This window comes from Arthrobacter sp. 05T45 (assembly GCF_056395875.1).
Genome location: NZ_JBFTKI010000002.1, coordinates 278,516 through 299,790 on the forward strand (window position 1 = coordinate 278,516; position 21,275 = coordinate 299,790).

Sequence of the window (21,275 nt, forward strand, 5' to 3'; positions counted from 1 at the left end):
TCTCAGACTGCTGTTACAGTGCTGTTCCCGTGGTGAATGTCCACGAACGGCTGGGCAACGGGTTGCCTGCCAGATCGCGGATCCGGGTGGTGCCACCGGTGATGATGACCCTGTACTGCGTGCTGGCGAGAAGCGTCGCACTGGGGTTGATTGTCAGCACCCTGGTTGTGGCGTTGTACGTCACCGCGACCGCGATGTCGGCCCCGGTGGAGGCCCGCACGATCCGGACGCTGCCGGCAGCGGCGAATCCGGTGATGGGCTCACTGAACGTCACCGTCGTGTTGCTGTTCCGCAGCACCCCTATGGCTCCCGAAGCGGGGGTCGTGGAGGTGATGACCGGAAGAGGTCCCGACGTGAACGTCCACGTGCTCGTCGCCATCGTGTTGCCCGCAAGGTCACGGACGCCGGAGACGGTCACGGTGTAGAGGCGGTCTGCCGGAAGCGTTGCGACCGGGTTGAGCGTCGCGACGCGGGTCAGCGAATTGTAGGAGACGACGGCGGCGATCGCCGTGGTGCCCTGCCGCAGTTGGAAGTTCGTTCCCGTCACCCCCGTCACCGCTTCGCTAAACGTTGCCGTCACGTTGGCGCCCTGGCTGACCGACAATGCCCCCGGTGCAGGGGACCGCGCGGTCAGGGTGGGAGCCACGAATTCGGTACGTGGTGTCACCGCTGCGGTGCGGGCTGAGAATCCGCCCGTACCCACTGCGTTGACTGCGGCGACGTCGAACGTGTACGCCGTCCCGTTGGTCAGGCCCGTCACGAGGACGCTTCCGACGTTTCCGGTGACTGCCTGCGTCTTGATCAGGGCAGTTCCGGCGAAGGCCCGCACCGAGTAGCCGGTGATGGGCGATCCGCCGGTGTTCGTCGGAGCGGTCCACCTCACGGTCACCGAGGCATTCCCTGCCGTGGTCGTCCCGATGGTGGGCGCTCCCGGTACGGTTGCCGTCGTCGGGCTCACCGTGTTGGAGAGTGCCGAGAACGGGCTGTCACCGAGGGCGTTGCTGGCCAGCACCTGGAACCGGTACTGGGATCCGTTGGTCAGGCCGGTTACCACCAGGCTGGTGGCGCCTGCCGGAGCGGTGCGCAGGGCACCGACCTGGACGCCGGCCGGGTTAGTCGTCACGTCGAGCACCTTCACGGAAAAGGCGTCGGCAGGCCCGACCGTCGGGGCCGTCCAGCGAACCGTTGCCTGCCCGGGGCCGGCGGTTGCCGTGCCGATGACCGGAGCGCCTGGCAGTACGGTGTCGGAGAACTGCAGGAACTCGATGTTGCGGATCGTATCCGTGCCATCGACTCCAACGTTGTCCACCACCGTGGTGGTTGAGCCAGCCGAACCGATGGTGCCGGTGCCGCCTGTCGTGGTGATGGTGTAGTTGGCCCGCGGTCCGGAGAAGATCGCGACGTCCCGGTTGCCCGCGGTTTCGAGGGCGGTGGGGGTGACGAGTTCGCGGACAGCCACCAGGTTCCCCGGGTTGACGACGCCGGCCGCTACTGCGGCCGCCAGGGTCTGCGGGTTACCTGCCTGGTACGGGCGCTCCATGAGGTCGGTGGTGCCGATCTCTGCGCCCGCGTTGTCCCGCACGCTGATGCGGATCTTCAGGTACCGGTCGCCGTCGATGACGTCGTTGCCGCCCCTGCCCTCGAGCTTGTCGCTGCCGAGGCCGCCGACAAGGATGTTACCGTCGCCCCAGACCGGACCGGTCAGCGGGCAGACGCCCATCGGTGAGAGTGCCTCGACCGGCGCAAGCGGGGTGGTCGGTGCCGGCAGGATAGCCTGCAGGCCGGCGATCCGGTTGATGCCCGTCTGGTCGAGGACGTCGCAGCCACTGAAGCCTGCACCACCTACGGTGCTGGGCACTGCGTCGTCGCCACGGATGACGTCGTCGAACTTGGAACCGGAGTTGGCTTCCACTTCCTGCCACCGGTCGCGGTTGACCACGACGGGCAGCGGAACACCAACGAGGTTGTTGTTGATCTTCATGTCGTCGTCGGCTGCTACGGTGTCGTACTGGTGCGTGGCCCAGTCGAAGCCGGCAGCACCGGCGTAGCGGTCGATGGCCGCGTTGGACGTCATGATGTCGTCGCCACCCTCGGCGTCGTAGTCGTTCTCGCCAACCTGTCCAACGAAGATGTCGTTTCCGGGCTTCGTCTGGGCCGGGTCGTCGAAGAACGGAGCACCGTGATCGCCGATCAGCAGGTCCTGGCCGGAACCGCCTTGGATCCAGTCATCGCCGCCGTCACCGAACGTCGCATCGGCACCGTCACCGGACTGCACGAAGTCGTTTCCTTCGCCGGCAAACGTTTCGTTGTCGTTGGCGCCGCCGTTGGTGAAGTCCTGGCCGTCGCCGCCCATGTTGATGTCGTCTCCGATACCGGAGTTGAGGTAGTCGTTACCCGGACCGCCCTTGAGGACGTCGGCCCCGGACAGATCGGTGATCCTGTCGTTGCCGTCGCCGCCGAGTGCGATGTCGTCGCCGCCGTTGCCTTCAATGACGTCGTCGCCTTCGTTGCCGAGGAACGTGTCGTTGTCGTTGCCGCCGGTGACCCGGTCAGCGTTGGCGGTGCCGTTGTACACCGATTGGCCGTTGATGCCGCTCGGATCGACCGTGTTCTTCTCCATGTACTGGATGGTGCCGTCCGGCTTGCGCAGGAGCAGCAGGTTCTCCTTGCACTCGCTGGTCGGGTCGTCGGCGACCGTGGCCCCCGAGGCCGTGTAGCCGGCCGGTGTACCGGCCAGGTTGCCCAGCTGGAACTTGCAGTCGGCGGTTCCGAAAGCATCCGCCTTGAGCGAGTGCGCATTGGTGTTGCGCATGATCATCTCCGCGAAGGAGTTGCTCTCCAGCTGCGACCGCAGGTTCATGCCCGGCGTGCGCGCCAGGTAGTACAGGCGGTCACCGTTCTGCAGGTCGGTCATCTGGTTCTCGAACACGTAGTTGAACGTGCTGCCCAAGAGTCCGCCGAAGAGGTTGGTCTTCTCCGCCAGGCCGCCAACCCAGAGGTCGACCCGGTTCAGGCCGGTCTCCTGAGTGGCCCACGGTCCGGCACTGTTCATGAAGTCGCTCATGTCAGCCGTGGGAGGAGTCGCCAGGGTGCCCGGATCGACGATTGCCTTGGCCGCTGCCCGCTTGCCCGCCAGCGTGGTTTCGCTGGTGATGGTCGGGTAGGTGCCGTAGGCGGCAACAAAGTTGACCAGCGATTCCGGGTGCTTGAGGTTCTGCCCGAAGTCGGCCCAGCTCGTATACGGAGCCAATTGAGCGTCGCCCGTGGCGTCGTTGATCTGGCGCCGCAGCTCATTGAGCGGCGGGACGCCTTCGGAACGTGCACGGGTCATGTTGATCGTCGCCAGGTCCAGGGGAAGACCCAGCAGGTTGTTGCGCAGCGTGCCCGTCACGAACTCGTCGAGTTCGTTGCCGACCTGGTCGCTCATGCCCATGACGATGCTGCCTGCGGCCTCTTCCGAGGTCAGGGACCCCGCCGATCCGCCGTTGGTGTACTCGGGCGGGTTCAGGAAGCCATGGAGCAGGGAAATGGAGTTGTCGGTGCCGTCCGCGTTGGTGCGCGAGATCGTCTCCGTCAGCATAGAGTGGCCGAAGCGGTAGACCGCGTGGGCGAACTCCGCCCTCACGGCCGCGTTGAGGTCCGTGTGGTAGACGTGGAAGGGCTGGATCGCGGGTTGGACCTTGCGGCCGAACTCCTCGAACACCAGGTGCTGGTATTCCATTTCCGTGACGAACCGTGCCGCCTGGAACAGGCGTTCGCCGTTCCAGCCGTTGGCACCGGCAGCCAGCTTCCACTCCGCCAGTGCGGCGACGCCCTTGGCCGAAGTGTCGTTGGTCAGGGTGTTCTCGATGTCCGCGACGAGCCGGTCATGCTCGGAGTGGAACACCTGGTGGATGGTGGTCAGTCCGATGTTTTCGTTGACGCGGCCGTCACCGGCACAGAAGTGCGCGTTGAGCATTTCGTCGTCGTAAGTCCCGGCGGGCTGGTTCGCAAAATCTGCCGAGGCCGTGTTGTCGCTGTCCGGGGTGGGCGCGACGGGCGGCGTGGCAGGGTTGTGGTCCGCGTCCTGCGGCGACGGGTCGGCGTTGTGCGCGATGTCGGTCAGGAACGGGGTGTCGAAGTACCGCACGTTTGCCGGCACCGGGACAGGATTTGCCGTGTTGCCCTCAACGAGTCCGGTCAGCGTGACGTACTGCGGCAGGCCCCGGGCGGGGCCGGGGATGAACTTGCCGTACGGGTCAGCTGCGATCATCGGGATGTTGGTGACGTCCTTGTCCTCGAGCTTGAGGCCAAGGAAGATCGCTGCTTGCGACTTGACGTCCGCCCACGTGGCCATGCCGCCGGCGGTGGGGCCGGCAGGACCGCCCAGGAGCTTGCCGGTTGAAACCGGCCTGCCGGCGGCGTTGTTGATGTACTCCCGCAGGAACACCTGGTGCGAGGGGTGGGACGTGTAGGTCTGGGACTGGTCCACGTAGGGCGAGTCCGTGTTGGCGGCTTCCTGGACGTCATCCGCGGTGCCGAGGATGCCGTCGTTGCCGGGCTGGTTCTGGGCCCGGGTGAGGACCATGAACGCGTTCGGGCTGTTGGGGGCCACTTCGTCACCGGTACCGGCCTTGCCATCAGGGCCTACGGTAATCAGCGGGTCGTCGGCCTTGAGCGGCACGAACACCGTTCCGCCGCCCTTGACCGTCTGGTCCACGCCGTGGTCGAAGAACTGACCGAACAGGGTGAACAGGGAGTTGTACGGCGGGGAGAGGCCGACGTCGGTGGTGACGTTGGGGATGAACAGCGTGTCACCCGTGGGGACGCAGCCGGCCGGCACAGCCTCGACCGGCGGAGTCGCCAAGGGGTCAGGATCAGTGGTGCAGGGGAACAGACCGGGGTTGCCCTGGGTCCGGACCGGGAACCCGGCAGCAGCCACGGCGGCTGGATTGGTGGAGGTCTGGTCCACGATCAGATTGCTGATCTGGCGGGGCTGGGCGTCGAACACATTGCCCGACTTCTGTGCGTAGGAGGACGTGCCGGCAGGGCCGAACCCTGCGGGGACGGCGTCGGCGGTGTTAAACGACGGCGTCGCGTGACGCGGGAATAGCTGATCGGCGGCCCCATACGTTTCGCGGCCCTTGATCAGGTTGTTGCAGGAGCCGTCAACCGTACGGAGGCCGTAGGAGGTGAGGGCGTCCGGGATCTGGTTGGGGCCTGGCCCGACCAGCGCCCCGCAAGGGCCGGTCGCCGACGTCGTATTCGCGACGTGCGCCTCGGCGATCTTGATTTGCTTGAGGATATAGGCCAGGTCGGCCGCGGTGACGGTGAAGCCTGCGCCGACGGGTGCCGGCGCGGCGCTGGCGCCAAGCGCCGTTGTGGTGAGTCCAACAAAACTGAGCAAGGTCATCGCTGTCCCTGCCGCTACTGCGCGGGTCGGCCGGCTAAAGGCACGTCTTTGGCCTTCAACCTTCCTGCATGCGAACAAATTCATTGCACACCTGCCTCTTAGAGTGAGTGATGGTGCAACAGTGCTGGGTGATTCCTTGGGGAAAACTGGGACCGGTCGGTAACTTCGGATCCGGACCGCAGTCCGGTGCTTTCCGGGGCCTCTGGCCACCCGGACCATGCTCTGGGGCTACGTGCGCAGACGCTTTGGGCTACTCGCCCTGTGCTCGACGGCGCTGCCGCAGCCTACGCGGGAACGACTGCACGGGCGTACTGTCGACGAATAACGGCCGAGTAACGGATACCCCCCGAGGACCCGTTTTTTTGGCCTCCGCTACCTGAGGCCGGCGCACAGCAGATCCCCAGCTTGCGCCAAGGTGGTGCTGGTAATGGTGGCCCGCACAGGAGCTGGACGGTGCACTCGATAGTGGCGGCATAGGCCCCCGGGTTGCCTGGGCAGACCCGGGGGCTTTGCGACCGTTTGACCCTTCTGGACCAGCGGGCGACGGTGGGCGCTCGAATGCCGCTGGCTGGCCGAGCCGCGAGCAGCGAGCTTGAGGGACAAGGGCACCCTGGCTATGTGCCGGCTACACCCACTGCGTTCCTTCGCCGTGGGCTCGTCGCTCGGGAACCGCCAGAGCCGCGGCGAAACCTGATGAGTCCGAAGTTCTTCTCAGGAATTGCCATGGCAAAATACCAAACCATGCCGAGGGGCAGAATGATCAAGCTTGTGATGAGTGTGTAGAAAGGCATCAGCAAAAGCCAGCGATTCCGATTTTTCCAGTGGATGCCATAAATCATGCCGAAGTAAAGAACGGCCGCGGCCAGCAGTGACAGCCCGGGATGCACGAGCGCTTCCCACCGAAGAAGGAGAAAAGCAAACAGTACGACGCTGCCGTATGTCCAGAAGAACGGATGCCAAAAGCAGAAGCGGATATTCACAATATACAAGCGGAATTCCCCGCCCGCCCAGGCCAGGCGCTGCCGCCACCAGGCCCGCAGCGTCGCTGGTACCTCCGTGTTCACGGCGAACGGAATGTGTGTCATACGGTATCCAAGGCGCTCACCGAGCAGTCCTGTCTCAACATCATTCCCCTGGAAGAAGAGTGAATGCTGCGCCATGATGGCACGCATTGCGGATGTTGTTCCTGCGTGGCATGCCCCGCTCAGAAGCCACGGCATGACGAACCTGAGGCGCATGGCCAGGCGGTACTCATGCCGCTGCAACTGGACCAAGGCGGGACCCTCCGCCTGCGGCACCAGTTCAATGGAGGCGACATCGTCACCCCGCCTCCGAAGCTCTCCCACCAGCTCTGACAGCGGGCGGACCGACGTCGTGTCCGCATCCAGACATACGACGAATTCAGCGTCAACGGCAGATTCCAGTGCGTCCCGAATGACTCGGTCACGGACTGTACCGCCAGTTCGGCGACCAGTTCCGGCAGAAGGCGCAACGTAATCGCTGAGGAATACCCGGAAACCATGAGTCGTCGCAATTTGGTCGAGCGACTGCCTGAAGCCGTCGGACTCACCGGAGGTCGTACAGAGGATGACCTGGGAGCCGTAGCTGTGGAGAAAGTCGACGTTTGTCAAATAGCGGATATCGCCATAGATGGGAACCAGCACGTCGAATGACAAACCCTGAAGCGACTCACTGCCGGCTTCCCGGACCGCCGTTCCGAAGCGGCTGCTGCGGGCCGCCCCGACAGCGTCAACTAAGACTGCGAGAAGTGGCAGTGCCAAGAGCGCCAGAAGAGAGGCTGTCCAGTCCATCGTTTACCTTTCCGGCCGTATTGAATTCGAGGGCCTCGCGAACGAGTGCAGGATGCGCGCCGTGATCGACGAGCTCGCGAAGAAGTTCCAGTGCAGGGTCAATCGGATAGGTTCCAACATCGACCTTCAGGATGCGCGGATGAGGCGTGGCGTAGTGGGTTTCGCGCATGTCGAAAAGTTCCTCGGACATCTTTTCGCCGGGACGCAGGCCGGTGTACTCAACTGCAGGCATCGGGCAGTCAACCATTTCGACGTACCGGCGCAGCAGCGACTCGATCCGCACAGGGGCGCCCATGTCCAGCACGTACGTTTCCCCGCCGGAACCGAGGCAAGCGGCTTCGATCACCAGGCCGGCTGCTTCGGGGATGGTCATGAAGTAGCGTGCGACACCGGGATCGGTGATCCGGATCGGCTGTCCCCTCTCAATCTGAGTCATCAGCGTGGGCAGGAAGGAGCCTCGGCTGCCAAGAACATTTCCAAACCGGACACTTGCCAGTTTGGTCTCTGAGGTGCCGGCATACTTGCCGGCCACGTGCTCGGCGAGCCTCTTGGACCATCCCAATGCCGATGTCGGATTGGCCGCCTTGTCTGTGCTGATGTTGACAACCCTGCTGACACCTGCAGCAATTGCTGCTCGGACTACGGACTGGGTTCCAAAGACGTTGGTCTTGACTGCTGCCTCAGGTGCCCGCTCGAGAAGCGGCAGGTGCTTGTGGGCTGCGGCATGAAAGACGACATCCGGGTGGACCTCCTGCATGATGCGCCGCATGAGCTGTTCGTCCCGGATGTCGGCCAGCCGGTACACGTCGTCGTCCAGCAGCGCCAGGCCTTCCAGATCCATTTGCAGGTTATAAAGGGCGAACTCGTCGTCGTCGATGCAGAAGACCTTGCCAGCTTCCAGCGTATGCATCTGGCGCACGATCTCTGAGCCGATGGAACCCCCGGCGCCCGTCACGAGGATGGTTCTGCCTTGGATCAAAGCTTTCGCAGCAGACCCGTAAACGTGCATCGACTCTCTGCCAAGTAGTCGGTCGGCCCAAATCTTTTCCATCGCACTGCCCCCATGTTCACAAAATTGTTCGGCTTCTTATTGAGCAAATTCATCGCAGGACAGATCTCTTCGGCTCCGCCAGGAGGCGGCCGAACGCAAATGAATAACCCGCATGCCGCAGGGCCGTGACCCTGGAATCCGTTGGTTTTCCCCCACTGAGACCTTCCACCCCAACAACACACGGCTTCTTTCTCGGCAACACGAGTAGCTGGTACCTGTAAATGAGCGTGAGCGCTACTTGGTAAGGAGGACTTGCCTACGGGCACCGGCCGGTCAATTGCTTGCGGCGCTCCGATCAAGCTGATAGGCCTGACGGTAAGGTGCAGAGTGGCAGATCAGCACGCCGCCCCATCCGGGTGGTGGTTGCAGAAGGGAAGTTCACGTGACTCGCAAGACTCCTCACATCGAGGAACCGTCCGAAAAGGATCTCGTCGTCGGAGACGGGCCGAAAAGCTGGGCCGCCGGCGTCCCGGGCGTGTACCACTCCATGAAGCCAGCCATCGAACAGATGGGGCTGAACCGGACCCGCAAGACCGTCATGGCGATGAACCAGAAGGACGGCTTCGACTGTCCGAGCTGCGCGTGGCCGGATCCCCACCACCGCAAGGCATTCGAGTTCTGCGAGAACGGGGCCAAGGCGGTCACCTGGGAAGCGACCCCGGTGGTGGTTCCCGAAACTTTCTGGGCCGAGAATGCCGTCAGCGACCTGCGCAGCCAGACCGAGTACTGGCTTGGCATGCAGGGCCGCCTGACCGAACCGGTGTACAAGGCCGCCGGCGAGGACCACTACAAGGCGGTCAGCTGGGACGAGGCGCTCCGGCTCGTGGCCGACAAGCTCAAGGGTCTGGACTCCCCCGACCAGGCGGCGTTCTATACGAGCGGCCGGACCTCGAACGAGGCTGCCTTCCTCTACCAGCTCATGGTCCGCGGCTACGGCACCAACAACCTGCCGGACTGCTCCAATATGTGCCACGAATCCTCCGGCTGGGCCATGGGCCAGACCATCGGCATCGGCAAGGCGACGGTCAGCTTCGACGACTACGCCAAAGCCGACCTGATCATTATCATGGGCCAGAACCCCGGCACCAACCACCCCCGGATGATGACCGAACTCGAGGCGTGCAAGCGCAACGGCGGTGAGATCGTGGCCGTCAACCCCCTCCCCGAAGCGGGCCTGCGCCGGTACAAGAACCCGCAGCAGGTCAACGGGGTCGTCGGTCACGGCGTCCAGATCGCGGACCAGTTCCTCCAGATCCGGATCGGCGGGGACATGGCGCTGCTGCAGGCCGTGTCCAAGCGCGTGCTCGACGCCGAGGCCAAGAACCCCGGGACGGTCCTGGACCACGCCTTCCTGGCCGAACACTGCGAGGGGCTCGAGGAGCTCAAGGAACACCTCGCCGGGCTGGATGAAGGCACAGTGCTTGAGGCCACGGGCCTGCGCAGCGAGGACATCGATGAGCTGGCCGCCCGCTACCTCAAGGCCGAGAAAGTCATCATCACCTGGGCCATGGGCATCACCCAGCAGAAGAAGGGGGTTGCCACCATCAAGGAGATCATCAACCTCTTGCTGCTGCGCGGCAATATCGGCAAGCCAGGCGCCGGCGCCTCCCCCATCCGCGGGCACAGCAATGTGCAGGGCGACCGGACCATGGGCATCTGGGAGCAGATGCCGCAGTCCTTCATGGAGGCCCTCGGCGAGGAGTTCGACTTCGAGCCGCCCCGCGAACACGGCGCGGACGCCGTCGAGACCATCAACAAGATGCGCGCAGGCGAAATCAAGGTATTCGTCGCCCTGGGCGGCAACCTGGTGGGTGCCATCTCGGACACGAACGCCGCCGAGGCTGCGATGCAAAACACGGAGATGACGGTGCAGATCTCGACCAAGCTGAACCGCTCGCACACTGTGACGGGCCGCGAGGCCCTGATCCTCCCCACGATGGGCCGGACCGAGATCGATATCCAGGAATCCGGTCCCCAGTTCGTGTCGGTGGAGGACACCGTCTGCGCCGTGCACCCGTCCTGGGGCAGCGTCGAGCCGGTGTCCCACCATCTGCTCTCGGAGCCGGCCATCGTGAGCCGGCTGGGCAAACTCCTGGTGGGCGACAAGATCAGGGCCGACTGGGACGGCTATGAGAAGAACTACGACCTCATCCGGGACCATATTTCGCGGGTGGTGGGCGGCTGCGAGGACTACAACCAGCGGATCCGGCAGGAAGGCGGGTTTGTCCTCGCCCACGGTCCCCGCGACTCCCGCACTTTCCCCACGCCCACCGGCAAGGCCGTGCTGACAGCCAATGATCTTGAACTTGTCGAACGGCCGGAGGGAACCCTGATCCTGCAGAGCATGCGCTCCCACGACCAGTTCAACACCACCATCTACTCGCACAACGACCGCTACCGTGGCATCAAGAAGGGCCGCCATGTGGTGTTCGTGAACCCTGACGACATCGCCGAACTCGGCCTTGCGGACGGGCAATATGTGGACGTCCGCGGCGTATACGACGACGGTGAGGAACGCGTGGTGCGCAAGTTCCGTGTGGTGTCGTACCCCACGGCACGCGGTTGCGCTGCTGCCTATTACCCCGAAGCCAACGTGCTGGTGCCGCTGAACCACACGGCCGAAGGCAGCAACACGCCAGTCTCGAAGGCAGTCATCGTCCGGCTCGAGCCGAGCCTGGGCCAGACACCCGACGGCGCGGCAACAGCCCCTGCCCGGGTGGCGTCGCCCTAGTAGGCACCCGGTTCCACTGGCCGGGGCCGCGGGACATGCCCAGCCCCCGCCCCGGCCACTGGACTTAAGACCACCATGCCCACCCCTGCGCCCGAGCAATGAGCATGTCCACGGGGCGCCCCACGGCCACCCCACCGCCCCCGCGGGACATGCCCAGCCCCCGCCCCGGCCACTGGACATAACACCACCATGCCCACCCCTGCGCCCAAGCAATGAGCATGTCCCACGGAACGGATCTGAAAAATGCGGAAAGGCCGCGCCCCATGGGGGACGCGGCATTTCCCGAGAAGTCTTGGCGCTACTGGGCCCTCTTGGTCCAGCCTTCTTCGTCCGGGCCGCCGGACTCGCCGTGCTCACAGAGCTCAATGACTTTGTTCGACGCGGCGTGCACCGCCTCCTGGGTGCCCTTGCGGCCGTTGGTGGATGCAGTGCCCGCCGCGTAGCCCACGATGAACGCGCTGATGGCATCCGCGTGCGGCCCGACGGCTTTAACGGATTCGTCGGCGACCTGGACGATCTTTTCGTGGTCGACTTCCAGGTCAAGAATCTGCAGGGCCTGGATGAGCCGACTGCTCCAATGCCGCAGCGAGCTGTCTTCGTCTCGGGACAACGTCATTGCTACTCCTTCTCGCGGGGTGAATGGATCGTCTAACCCTCAAGGGTTAGCACCCGGCCCGGCGTTGCGCAACGCGACACAGCGTCCGGCGCCCCGGCCGGCCCCTCAGCTCCAGAGCGCCACATGGAACTTGGACCCCCGCCGTTCGAGCCCTCGCGAACCGCCGGGAGCCACCATGGCCGCGGTGGCGTCGGCGGTGCCGGCAAACCGTTGCAAAGTCCGTGCCATGGAGGTGGCCCGGTGGCGGTCAAGGATGCTGGCCCACCAGAGCCCGGCGACCGGCGTCCCGGCCACCGGAACGCGGACCAGGGCACCGCTTCGGATTTCAGCCCGGACGATGTGGCCGAGCGCCATCATGGTTCCCTCACCGGCCCTGACGGCAGCGAGGGCCTCCGTTTCGCTGCTGAGCCGGACAATCTCCGGCGCCACGCCCTGGGACGCCAGCCAGCGTCCTTCTTCACTGGCGGCCTGGATGCCGGCGGGTCCGGCAAACCACGGCCGGGCCAGCAGTTCGGACAGCGCCACTGGCCCGTGGTACGAGGCAAGGGGATGCCCGGCGGCCGCCACGACGACCCGCTGGTACCGCAGGAACGGGACGGAGTCGATGCCGACGTCGCCCGTCCCGTTGACAGCCAGTCCGTTGGCGACGGCGCCGTTGGGAGCGGCTGGCCGGGCGCCCAGGGCGATGTCATAGACGCGTTCCAGCATCAGCGACACAATGTCCTCCGCTTGCTCAACGACCACATCGACAGAGGCGCCGGGAACGCGGCGGGTGAACAGATCCAGGAGGCGACCGGCAGCGTGCTCCGCAAAAGGCGCCGTCGCCACGATTTTCAGGCGCCCGGTCTCGGTCTGGGCATGCGCCACCTCCCACCGGGCCTTGTCCGCCAGCCCCACGATGTCCTGGGCGTATTCGGCGAGCGCCCTGCCCCCCGGGGTCAACGAAATTCCGCCGTGGGCGCGCACAAAGAGCGGGTCACCCAGGTCCTGCCTGAGGGCGGCAAGCGCCGTCGACACTGCCGGTTCGCTGACTCCGAGGTGGGCAGCGGCTGCGTGGAGTGAGCCCAGTTTGGCAACCAGGGCGAACGTGCGCAACTGTGCCAATGTCATCGCCACGGCTTCATAACCTTTCGCTTATGACGATATTGACATCCCGGTTAGGCCGGGGCAAGACTGACCTCAATCCGGCGCTAGACAACCGCTACGCCATGCCGCCGGCCCTTCGGAGTGAGGTAGGGATTATGCAGATTCCAGCTCCATTTGACTACGTGCGCGCCACTACCGTGGACAACGCCCTGGAACTTCTCGCCCGGTACGGCCCGGACTCGCGCGTCGTGGCCGGCGGTCACAGCCTTCTGCCGATGATGAAGCTTCGCCTGTCCCGGCCCGAATGGCTGATTGACATCAATGACCTCTACGAGCTGGACTTTGTCCTCCGTGACGGCAACAAGCTGAGGATCGGCGCCCTGACCCGCCACACCACCTTGCTGGAATCGGACGAGGTCGCAGCGCTGTTCCCCATTGTGCGGGACGCCGAATTGCGGATCGCCGACCCCGTGGTGCGCAACCGCGGCACGATTGGCGGCTCGCTGTGCCAGGCCGACCCCGCCGAGGACCTCTCCACCGTTTGTGATGTCCTGGGTGCCGAGGCCGTGATCCGCGGACCGGGCGGCGAGCGCACCCTCACCATGCCCGAGTTCCACCGCGGACCCTACCAAACCGCCGTCGGACAGGATGAGCTGCTCTGCGAACTCAGGTTCCCCATCGTCCCCCGTTCGGGCAGCGCCTACGAGAAGGTCGAACGCCGGGTGGGCGACTGGGCCGTCGGTGCCGCAGGCGCCGCCGTCTCCCTCGCTGCGGACGGAACGATTGACGACGCCGCCGTCGGCCTCACCGCGCTGGGCCTTGACCATACGGTAGCCGAGGCCGCGGGGGCGCTTCGCGGCAGGCGCCCGGACGAGGAGCTGTTTGCCGAGGCCGGCAGGCTGGCGGCCGCCGCCTGCGATCCGGTGGCTGACCAGCGCGGCCCCGTCGACTACAAGCGGCATCTCGCCGATGAGCTCACCCAACGGGTACTGCGGCGGGCCTGTGCCCGCGCCGCCCAGATGCAGGAAGGCTGAAGCCGATGCAGATCAGCATGACCGTGAACGGCACCGACGTCACGAGCGAGATTGAGCCCCGGGTGCTCCTGGTCCACTACATCCGCGAGGTCCTGGGCCTCACCGGTACGCACTGGGGATGCGACACAAGCAACTGCGGGACGTGCGTGGTCCTGATGGACGGACAGCCCGTGAAGTCCTGCACCGTCCTGGCCGCCATGGCCGCGGGGCACGACATCCGCACCGTCGAGGGGCTGGCCAGCGGCGGCACCCTCGACCCCGTCCAGCAGGGTTTCATGGAAGAGCACGGGCTGCAGTGTGGCTTTTGCACCCCGGGGATGATGCTCACGGCCCGCGCGCTGCTGGATATGAATCCCCACCCGGACGACGCCGAGATCCGGCAGGCTATTTCCGGGCAGATCTGCCGGTGCACGGGCTACGCCACGATTGTCCGCTCAGTTCAGTGGGCCGCCGCCCATCCGGCCGGCTCCGGCCTGGCCGACACGGACACCGCCGTCCCGGATGCCCGCGTCCCGGATGTCGCCACGGAGACAGAGGACTCAGAGGTGAAGGCATGACCGTCATCCATGAGCGGCCGTCCAACCCGGCCGCAGGCGACGAGGACCGTCCGATCGGCTACGGCCGCATCCAGCGGAAGGAAGACCCGCGCTTCGTACGCGGCAAGGGCCACTATGTGGATGACATCGTGCTGCCGGGGATGCTGCATGGCGCCATCCTGCGGGCGCCCGTGGCGCACGCCCGGCTCGTCTCGATCGACACCACCAACGCCCTGGCGCATCCGAAGGTGGTGGCAGTCATCACGGGCAAGGACCTCCTGGGCCTCAAACTCGCGTGGGCGCCGACGCTCTCCGCGGATGTCCAGGCCGTGCTGGTCACCGACAAAGTCCGGTTCCAGGGGCAGGAGGTCGCGTTTGTCGTGGCCGAGGACCGTTACGCCGCACGGGACGCCCTGGAGCTGATCGACGTCGAATATGAAGTCCTTCCCCCGCTGGTGGACGCCCGCAAGGCGCTGGACCCGGACGCCCCGGTGATCCGCGATGAGATCGAGGGCCGGACGGACAACCGGATCTTCGACTGGGAGATGGGCGACAAGGCCGAAACGGATGCGGTGTTCGCCTCCGCGGATGTTGTGGTCAGCCAGGAGATCGTCTACCCGCGGGTCCATCCCGCACCGATGGAGACGTGTGGCGCCGTCGCCGATTTCGACGCCGTCAACGGCAAGCTGACGCTCTACGAGACCACCCAGGCACCGCACGCGCACCGGACCCTGTTCGCGATCGTCGCCGGCATCCCCGAGCACAAGATCCGGATCGTCTCCCCCGATATCGGCGGCGGTTTCGGCAACAAGGTCGGGATCTATCCCGGCTACATCCTCGCCGTCGTCGGTTCGATCGTCTCCGGCCGCCCGGTCAAATGGGTGGAGGACCGCTCCGAAAACCTGATGTCAACCTCGTTCGCCCGGGACTACATCATGCAGGGCGAAATCGCGGCGACCAGGGACGGCAAGATCCTCGCCCTGCGCACCCACGTGCTGGCCGACCACGGCGCGTTCAACGCCACGGCCCAGCCCACCAAGAACCCGGCCGGATTCTTCTCCATCTTCACCGGCAGCTACGACCTCGCGGCCGCCCACTGCTCCGTCACCGGTGTCTACACCAACAAGGCGCCCGGCGGGGTCGCGTACGCGTGCTCGTTCCGGGTCACCGAGGCCGTCTACCTCGTGGAGCGGATGGTCGACATCCTTGCCCGCAAGCTGGACATGGACCCGGCGGAACTGCGGCTGAAGAACTTCATCAAGCCGGAGCAGTTCCCCTATGCCAACAAGACCGGCTGGGTCTACGACTCGGGCAACTACGAGGCCGCCATGCGCCTCTCGATGCAGCTCGCCGGATACGAGGACCTCCGCCGCGAGCAGGCCGAGAAACGCGAACGCGGGGAACTCATGGGCATCGGGGTTTCCTTCTTCACGGAAGTCGTCGGAGCCGGGCCAAGGAAGCACTTCGACATTGTGGGCCTCGGCATGGCCGACGGCGCTGAACTGCGCGTCCACCCCACTGGCAAGGCCGTGGTGCGCATCTCGGTGCAGAGCCAGGGCCAGGGCCACGAGACCACCTTCGCCCAGATCGTGGCGGAAGAACTCGGCATCCCGCCGGAGGACATCGAGGTGGTGCACGGGGACACCGACCAGACGCCGTTCGGCTTGGGCACGTACGGCAGCCGTTCGACGCCGGTCAGCGGCGGCGCCGTGGCCCTTGTAGCCCGGAAGGTGCGCGAGAAGGCGAAACTGATCGCCGGGGCGATGCTGGAGACCCGCCCCGAGGACCTCGAATGGGAAAAGGGCCGCTGGTTCGTCAAAGGCGATCCGAGCGTCGGCAAGACCATGGCCGAGATCGCCATGGGCGCCCACGGCACCGTTGCCTTGCCTGAGGGCGTGGACGGAAACCTCGACGCCGAGGTCACCTACGACCCGCCGAACCTGACCTTCCCGTTCGGCGCTTACATCTGCGTCGTCGACATCGATCCCGGCACGGGGCAGGTCAAAGTGCGGCGCTTCATCGCGGTGGATGACTGCGGCACCAGGATCAACCCGATGATCATCGAAGGCCAGGTGCATGGCGGGCTGACGGACGGTGTGGGCATGGCCCTGATGGAGATCATCGAGTTCGACGAGGACGGCAACTGCCTCGCCGGGTCCTTCATGGACTACCTGATCCCCACGGCCATGGAAGTGCCGGACTGGGAAACCGGATTCACTGTCACGCCCTCCCCGCACCACCCGATCGGGGCGAAGGGCATCGGCGAGTCCGCCACAGTCGGCTCACCGCCGGCGATCGTCAACGCTGTTGTCGATGCCCTGGCGCCGTTCGGCGTCACACATATGGACATGCCCTGCACCCCGGCCCGCGTCTGGGCTGCCATGCAGGGCCGGGCCCGGCCGCCGATCTGATGGCCTCCACCGCAGGATCCCTGGCCGCCAGGGCCGATGAACTCGCCGGCCGCCGCGAGCCGTTCGTCCATGCCACGGTGGTCCGCGCCCAGCATCCGACGAGCGCCCACGCCGGGGACACCGCCCTGGTGCTGCCCGGCGGAGAGATCCACGGCTTTGTGGGCGGAAACTGCGTGGAGGAGTCGGTGCGCGTGTACAGCCGGCAGGTCCTGGCCACCCAGGAACCCCTCCTGCTGCGGGTGCTGCCCGGAGAACCGTCCCGCACCGCGGAGGAAGGCGCCGTCGAGGTCACCAACCCGTGCCTGAGCGGCGGGGCGATCGAGATCTTCCTCCAGCCGCGGATTCCGGCGCCCCGTGTCGTGGTGGTGGGCACGACGCCGGTGGCGCAGGCCCTGGAAACGCTTGGCTCCGGCGTCGGCCTCGAAGTCGAACTGACGGACGGCGAATCCGCCGATCCCCGGGGGGACGACGCGGCATTGATTGTCGCCTCGCACGGCAAAGCGGAAGAGCGTGCCCTGGAAGCCGCCCTGCGGGCCGGTGTCCCCTACGTTGCCCTCGTGGCCAGTAGAACCCGCGGCGCCGCCGTCCTGGAATCCCTCGACGTCGACGACGCCCTGCGGCGGCGGGTTTTCACACCGGCCGGGCTGCAACTCGGCGCCCGGACCCCCGGGGAGATCGCCCTGTCCATCCTCGCCCAGCTGGTCGGTGAACGGTCCAGGGCGCGGCGCGCCGCCCCGCCCCTGGCGTCCGCTGCCGCGGCGGCCACGAGCTTCGGCACGGAGCCAGTACCATCGGAGCCAGTTCCATCCGAGCCGGCACCACCGGGGCCGGCGAGCGCGGTCGACCCGGTGTGCGGCATGTCTGTCCCGGCCCTCGAATCGTCCCTGCACCTGGTTCACGAAGGGGCCGCCGTCTACTTCTGCTCGCCCGGCTGCCGGGCCGCCTTCCGCAAAGATCCGGAACGCTATGCCGTTACGACCTGACCCGTTGCCGGCGGCAGGAAGCCCCGGGCCCCGGACCGCCGGCATCATCCTGGCCGCGGGCGGTTCCCGGCGACTGGGCCGGCCGAAGCAGCTGCTGCCCTACGGCGCCGGAGTGCTGCTCGATGCCGTCCTGGCGACTGCCCGGGACTGTGGCTTCGGCCAGACGGTGCTGGCCCTGGGCGGCGCAGCGGCCGACGTGGAGCGCACTGTGGACACCAGCGGCTGCGATGTGGTGCTCAACCCGGACTTCGGCGAAGGGTGCGCGTCCTCGATCGCCACGGCGCTCGCCGCCCTCCATCCGGGCACCAGCGCCGTCGTCCTGCTGCTCGGCGATCAGCCCGGTGTCCGGGCCGCGAGCGTCCGGGCAGTGCTTGGCGCCCTGCAGCCCACTCCTGCGCACACTGCCGGCATCGCGGTGTGCCGCTACGACGACGGCGTGGGCCACCCGATGGCGTTTGCCCGGCGCCTGCTGCCGGACCTGGCCGCCCTGCACGGGGACAAAGCCGTCTGGAAGCTCCTGGCACAGCGGGCGGACGACGTCGTCGAGGTCCGCACAGCCGGCCCCGTCCCCCCGGACGTCGACACCGAAGACGACTACCGGCGCCTCCTTGCCGGGCTGCTGGGGGCCCTATGACGGCGGCGGCGCGGGCCGGCGCGGAGGAGGACGTGCGGCGCCGGGTCCCGGATGTCGGATCGCTGATGGCCGCGCTGGACCGGGCCAACTACCTGGCCGACGTCGGACTGGCGACGGCCCTGTTCCTGGCTGTCCGCCTGCCGCAGCCCATCCTGCTCGAGGGCGAGGCGGGGGTCGGGAAGACGGAGGCCGCTAAGGCGCTGGCCGAGCTCCTCGACACCCCGCTGTACCGGCTGCAGTGCTACGAGGGAATCGACGCCGGTGAGGCCCTCTATGAGTGGAACCACCAGCGCCAGCTGCTCGGCATCCGGCTGGCCGAAGTCCGCGACACCGAGGTCACGGAAACGGACCTGTTTGCCTCCCAGTACCTGCTGCGGCGCCCGCTCCTGCAGGCGCTGGAACATCCCGGCCCGCGGCCTGCCGTGCTGCTCTTGGACGAGATCGACCGCGCCGACGCCGAATTCGAGGCCTTCACCTTTGAACTGCTGGCCGAATCCGCCGTCACCATCCCGGAGCTGGGCACAATCCGCGCCACCCATCCCCCCATCGTGATCCTGACCTCCAACCGGACCCGGGACCTTCACGACGCCCTGACCCGCCGCTGCCTGTACCACTGGATCGACTACCCGGGACCCGCCCGGATTGCCGAGATCGTGCGCCGCCGGGTTCCTGCCAGCAGCGGCCCACTGGCCCTCCAGGCCGCTGCCGTCATCACCCGGCTGCGCACCCTGGACCTCGCCAAGCCGCCCGGGATCTCCGAGGCAATCGACTGGGTCTCGGCCCTGGCCGTGCTGGGGGTGGAACGGATCGACCCCGGCACCACCGAGCAGACGTGGGGCTCCATCGTCAAGAACCGCGACGACCTCGAACTCGTCGGCTCCCGCGGCGCGGCCTGGCTCGTGGACGGCACCGATGGCTGAAGACCACGGCCCCGCCCAGAACAACAGTGCCACCGATCAGCCGCCGCAGCCGCCACTGGTCGAGGCCGCCGCCTTGTCCGCCGCGTTCGTCACGGCCATCCGGAGGGCCGGCCTGGCGACCTCGCCGGACCGGGCGGCGCGGCTCGCCGAGGCGCTCCACCTGATCCCCCCGGCCCGGCTTGAGCAGCTCTACTGGACCTGCCGCGTGGTGCTCGTGTCCGCCCGCGAAGAAGTGCCCGTGTTCGATGCCGTCTTCGCGGCCGTGTTCCCCGGGAACGCCGCCCCCGGCCAGCCGGGCAGCGTGCCCGGGGCGGCAGCGGCGCCGCCCGCGCCGGCCCTCCGGACCAGGCCCGCAGCGCCAGGGAGCCAGACGCCGGGCCCGGCCCCCGGCACGCCGCAGCGGCCGCGCCTGGCCTTCCCCGGCCGGGACGGCTCCGCGGAGGACGGCCGCACTGACCGGGAGGCCGTCCTTGCCATGGTTTCCGCAGACGAACACCTGCAGGCGACATCTTTCGCCGAGCTTTCCGCCGATGAAGTAGCGGCGGTACGGCGGCTGGCGGCGGCGCTGCAGCTCGCGACGCCGCTGCGCCTGAGCCGCCGCACGCGCACGTCGGCCCACAGCACGGCGAGCCTGGACGTCCGGGCGACAGTGCGCGCTGCCCGCCGGTCCGGGACCGACGCCCCGCTGCTGCTCTATGCCCGCCGGCGCGAGCAGCGCCGCAAACTGGTATTGCTCTGCGATGTTTCGGGATCGATGGAACCCTACTCCCGGGTCTTCGTATCCTTCCTGCAGGGCGCCGTGACCCGGGCCGGGGCGGAAGCCTTTGTCTTCTCCACCAGGCTGACCCGGCTGACACGGCAACTGGCCCTGCGTGATCCGGACCAGGCCCTGGCCCGCGCCGCTGTCTCCGCGCCGGACTGGGCCGGCGGAACCCGGATCGCCGAATGCCTCCGGCGCTTCGTCGACGACCACGGCCGCCGCGGACTGGCGCGGGGCGCTGTGGTGGTGGTGTTTTCCGACGGCTGGGCCTACGAGGATCCGGAACAGGTCGCGGCGCAGATGGCCCGCCTGCGCCGGCTCGCCCACCGGATCATCTGGGTGAATCCGCGCAAGGCAGCCCCGCAGTACCGGCCCCTCGTGGGCGGCATGGCGGCGGCCCTGCCCTACTGCGACGCCTTCGTCAGCGGCCACAGCTACCGGGCCTTGGCGCAGGTGGCTGCCGCCATTCGCGGCGAGGGGCCGCCTTCACAGGACACGCACGAACGAGCGAGAGGCAAGGAACCAGCCCATGCACATTGACAGCACGTTCTCGGTGGTCGCACCAATAAGCCAGGTGTGGGACACGCTGATGGACTTTGAACGGGTGGCCGGTTGCCTTCCGGGGGCCAGGATCCTGAACAAGCTCTCGGACGACGCCTACCAAGTGGGCATGACGGTAAAGCTCGGCCCGGTCACGATGCAATACAAGGGCCTGCTGAACGTCATTGAACGAAACGCCCCGGAACATCGTGCGGTCCTTGGCGGCAAGGCCCAGGAGACCCGCGGACAAGGCACCGCCGAGGCCACCGTCACCCTGGTGCTGGCCGAAGACGGAGCGGCCACACGGGGTTCCGTCAGCGCAGACCTGGCGCTGTCCGGCAAGGCAGCGGCCATGGGCAAGGGGGTGATCGGCAGCGTCACGGAGCAGATGATGTCGCTCTTCGCGAAAAATCTGCAGGCCATGCTCACTGAGGCAGCCCCCCCTGCGCAGGAAGCCCCTGCGGGACCGACCCCTGCGGCGGTCCCCGAACCCACCCCGGCTCCGGTCCCCGCGGCGGCCGCGGAACCGGTCCCTGTGCCTGTCTCGGCGGCGGCCGCGCCGGAACCGGCCCCTGCGCCTGTCTCGGCGGCGGCTGCGCCGGACGGCAGCCTGGATGCGCTGAGCCTCGCCAAGGGAATCGCGGCGGAGCAATTGTCCAGCCCGGTGAAGGTCCTCGGCGTTATCGCCGTCGTGGCGTGCATCGCGTACTGGGCCGGCCGGCGTTCGGCGTTCCGGCTGCTCCGGCTGTGCGGCAGGCTCTGAGGAGCGC

General features: G+C 66.9%; 14 protein-coding genes. 9 read left to right on the forward strand and 5 right to left on the reverse strand.

Annotated elements, in window-relative coordinates; genetic code table 11:
• Window positions 1-13: 13 nt before the first annotated feature.
• The 3 genes from AC1DGD_RS03930 to AC1DGD_RS03940 form a co-directional block, all read right to left on the reverse strand.
• A complete protein-coding gene (locus AC1DGD_RS03930; RefSeq protein WP_476855953.1) occupies window positions 14-5,392 on the reverse strand; it encodes a peroxidase family protein in 5,379 nt (1,792 codons plus the stop codon).
• A 614-nt stretch (window positions 5,393-6,006) separates the two neighbouring features.
• Complete coding sequence (locus AC1DGD_RS03935; protein WP_476855954.1) at window positions 6,007-7,203, reverse strand: glycosyltransferase family 2 protein; 1,197 nt, start codon at window positions 7,201-7,203, stop codon at window positions 6,007-6,009.
• Complete coding sequence (locus tag AC1DGD_RS03940; RefSeq protein ID WP_476855955.1) at window positions 7,142-8,254, reverse strand: SDR family NAD(P)-dependent oxidoreductase; 1,113 nt, start codon at window positions 8,252-8,254, stop codon at window positions 7,142-7,144. The genes AC1DGD_RS03935 and AC1DGD_RS03940 overlap by 62 nt, the downstream gene beginning before the upstream one ends.
• Window positions 8,255-8,636: 382 nt before the next feature.
• On the opposite strand from AC1DGD_RS03940, the gene AC1DGD_RS03945 reads away from it, so the two are divergent.
• Window positions 8,637-10,985 carry an FdhF/YdeP family oxidoreductase gene (locus tag AC1DGD_RS03945; protein WP_476855956.1) on the forward strand — a complete coding sequence of 783 codons (2,349 nt, stop codon included), beginning with the start codon at window positions 8,637-8,639 and terminating at the stop codon, window positions 10,983-10,985.
• A gap of 298 nt (window positions 10,986-11,283) precedes the next feature.
• Here AC1DGD_RS03945 and AC1DGD_RS03950 read toward each other — a convergent pair whose 3' ends face one another.
• Window positions 11,284-11,601, reverse strand: a complete 318-nt coding sequence (locus AC1DGD_RS03950) for a DUF6457 domain-containing protein (RefSeq protein WP_090577613.1) — start codon at window positions 11,599-11,601, stop codon at window positions 11,284-11,286.
• A 105-nt stretch (window positions 11,602-11,706) separates the two neighbouring features.
• Window positions 11,707-12,711 (reverse strand): LysR family transcriptional regulator, encoded by a 1,005-nt coding sequence (locus AC1DGD_RS03955; RefSeq protein WP_476856044.1) that lies wholly within the window; start codon window positions 12,709-12,711, stop codon window positions 11,707-11,709.
• Window positions 12,712-12,842: 131 nt separating this feature from the next.
• Between AC1DGD_RS03955 and AC1DGD_RS03960 the strand changes: the two genes are divergently transcribed.
• The 8 genes from AC1DGD_RS03960 to AC1DGD_RS03995 are packed head-to-tail and all read left to right on the forward strand — an operon-like array spanning window position 12,843 to window position 21,268.
• Window positions 12,843-13,721, forward strand: coding sequence for an FAD binding domain-containing protein (locus AC1DGD_RS03960; protein ID WP_476855957.1), 879 nt, complete (start codon window positions 12,843-12,845; stop codon window positions 13,719-13,721).
• A 5-nt stretch (window positions 13,722-13,726) separates the two neighbouring features.
• On the forward strand, window positions 13,727-14,278 hold the full coding sequence (locus AC1DGD_RS03965) for a (2Fe-2S)-binding protein (protein WP_476855958.1): 552 nt from the start codon (window positions 13,727-13,729) through the stop codon (window positions 14,276-14,278).
• On the forward strand, window positions 14,275-16,668 hold the full coding sequence (locus AC1DGD_RS03970) for an aerobic carbon-monoxide dehydrogenase large subunit (RefSeq protein WP_476855959.1): 2,394 nt from the start codon (window positions 14,275-14,277) through the stop codon (window positions 16,666-16,668). Before AC1DGD_RS03965 ends, AC1DGD_RS03970 begins: the two co-directional genes overlap by 4 nt.
• Window positions 16,668-17,651 carry an XdhC family protein gene (locus AC1DGD_RS03975; protein WP_476855960.1) on the forward strand — a complete coding sequence of 328 codons (984 nt, stop codon included), beginning with the start codon at window positions 16,668-16,670 and terminating at the stop codon, window positions 17,649-17,651. The genes AC1DGD_RS03970 and AC1DGD_RS03975 overlap by 1 nt, the downstream gene beginning before the upstream one ends.
• A complete protein-coding gene (locus tag AC1DGD_RS03980; RefSeq protein ID WP_476855961.1) occupies window positions 17,635-18,285 on the forward strand; it encodes a nucleotidyltransferase family protein in 651 nt (216 codons plus the stop codon). Before AC1DGD_RS03975 ends, AC1DGD_RS03980 begins: the two co-directional genes overlap by 17 nt.
• A complete protein-coding gene (locus AC1DGD_RS03985) occupies window positions 18,282-19,205 on the forward strand; it encodes an AAA family ATPase (protein ID WP_476849588.1) in 924 nt (307 codons plus the stop codon). The genes AC1DGD_RS03980 and AC1DGD_RS03985 overlap by 4 nt, the downstream gene beginning before the upstream one ends.
• Window positions 19,198-20,505 carry a vWA domain-containing protein gene (locus AC1DGD_RS03990; protein WP_476855962.1) on the forward strand — a complete coding sequence of 436 codons (1,308 nt, stop codon included), beginning with the start codon at window positions 19,198-19,200 and terminating at the stop codon, window positions 20,503-20,505. The genes AC1DGD_RS03985 and AC1DGD_RS03990 overlap by 8 nt, the downstream gene beginning before the upstream one ends.
• Window positions 20,495-21,268 (forward strand): SRPBCC family protein, encoded by a 774-nt coding sequence (locus AC1DGD_RS03995; RefSeq protein WP_476855963.1) that lies wholly within the window; start codon window positions 20,495-20,497, stop codon window positions 21,266-21,268. The genes AC1DGD_RS03990 and AC1DGD_RS03995 overlap by 11 nt, the downstream gene beginning before the upstream one ends.
• Window positions 21,269-21,275 lie beyond the last annotated feature (7 nt).